General features: G+C 59.2%; 2 protein-coding genes. One reads left to right on the top strand and one right to left on the bottom strand.

The window, feature by feature from the left end; all coding sequences use genetic code 11:
* Positions 1 to 68: 68 nt before the first annotated feature.
* Complete coding sequence (locus NKJ67_RS35095; RefSeq protein ID WP_352585899.1) at positions 69 to 272, bottom strand: hypothetical protein; 204 nt, start codon at positions 270 to 272, stop codon at positions 69 to 71.
* Here NKJ67_RS35095 and NKJ67_RS35090 point away from each other — a divergent pair.
* On the top strand, positions 183 to 467 hold the full coding sequence (locus NKJ67_RS35090; protein ID WP_352585897.1) for a DUF982 domain-containing protein: 285 nt from the start codon (positions 183 to 185) through the stop codon (positions 465 to 467). The genes NKJ67_RS35095 and NKJ67_RS35090 overlap by 90 nt on opposite strands.
* Positions 468 to 642 lie beyond the last annotated feature (175 nt).

The following is a 642-nucleotide window of genomic DNA, read 5'->3' as shown; positions in this document are numbered from 1 at the left end:
GGGGCGATCATGCCCCCGTGTCGTCAAAAAGCTACCAGCCAAATATCCTGTCAGAACACTGAAGGTGCCTAAGTGAACTGCATTACCGCCAGCGGGGCGCGTTTATCGATGCGGTAGTTGGAGCCGCGCGCAAAGCGAAGGTGAACGCCGTGGGTACGATGAAAACCGGAGTGCCGCTCAAAGTGCGGGTGGAAGATGAGATCGAAGAGATCGACAGCGTTAGCGAAGCCGCCGATTTTCTGCAGCGTTGGCCGCTTGAGCGACGCGGCCATGTCTACCGCAGCGCGTTGAACGCCTGCAGCGCGGCGATCGCCGCGCAGATTTCCGAAGCCGACGCCATGAAGGTGTTTACCGGCTTTGCCCGGGTCACCGGCATATTGGTCGACGAGGGCAACCCGGCGATGGCGATGGACGCAAGGAGCATGCAGAGCCGCACGCCCAAGCAAGGCCGGCAAATACCGAAATAAGGTTTTGCTTCTTTCTCCCCGTTCACGGGGGTGAGGTGTGGTCCGCGCAGCGGACGAAAAGCCAATTGCTTGGCTTTTCGAACAGCGAACGCCCGGCAGGGCAATGAGCGACTATCTGTGGTGTCAAGTTGCATTGGCGAACTCCATGCGCGCATCGCGTGCTTTTGCATTGAGA

The organism is Mesorhizobium sp. M0088, assembly GCF_040322895.1.
GTDB lineage: Bacteria > Pseudomonadota > Alphaproteobacteria > Rhizobiales > Rhizobiaceae > Mesorhizobium.
This window is presented reverse-complemented; position numbering and strand designations above follow the sequence as displayed.

Bases quoted from the DNA above. Each gene is read 5' to 3' on its own strand.
- NKJ67_RS35095 (WP_352585899.1), bottom strand. From the start codon at position 272: ATGGCCGCGTCGCTCAAGCGGCCAACGCTGCAGAAAATCGGCGGCTTC.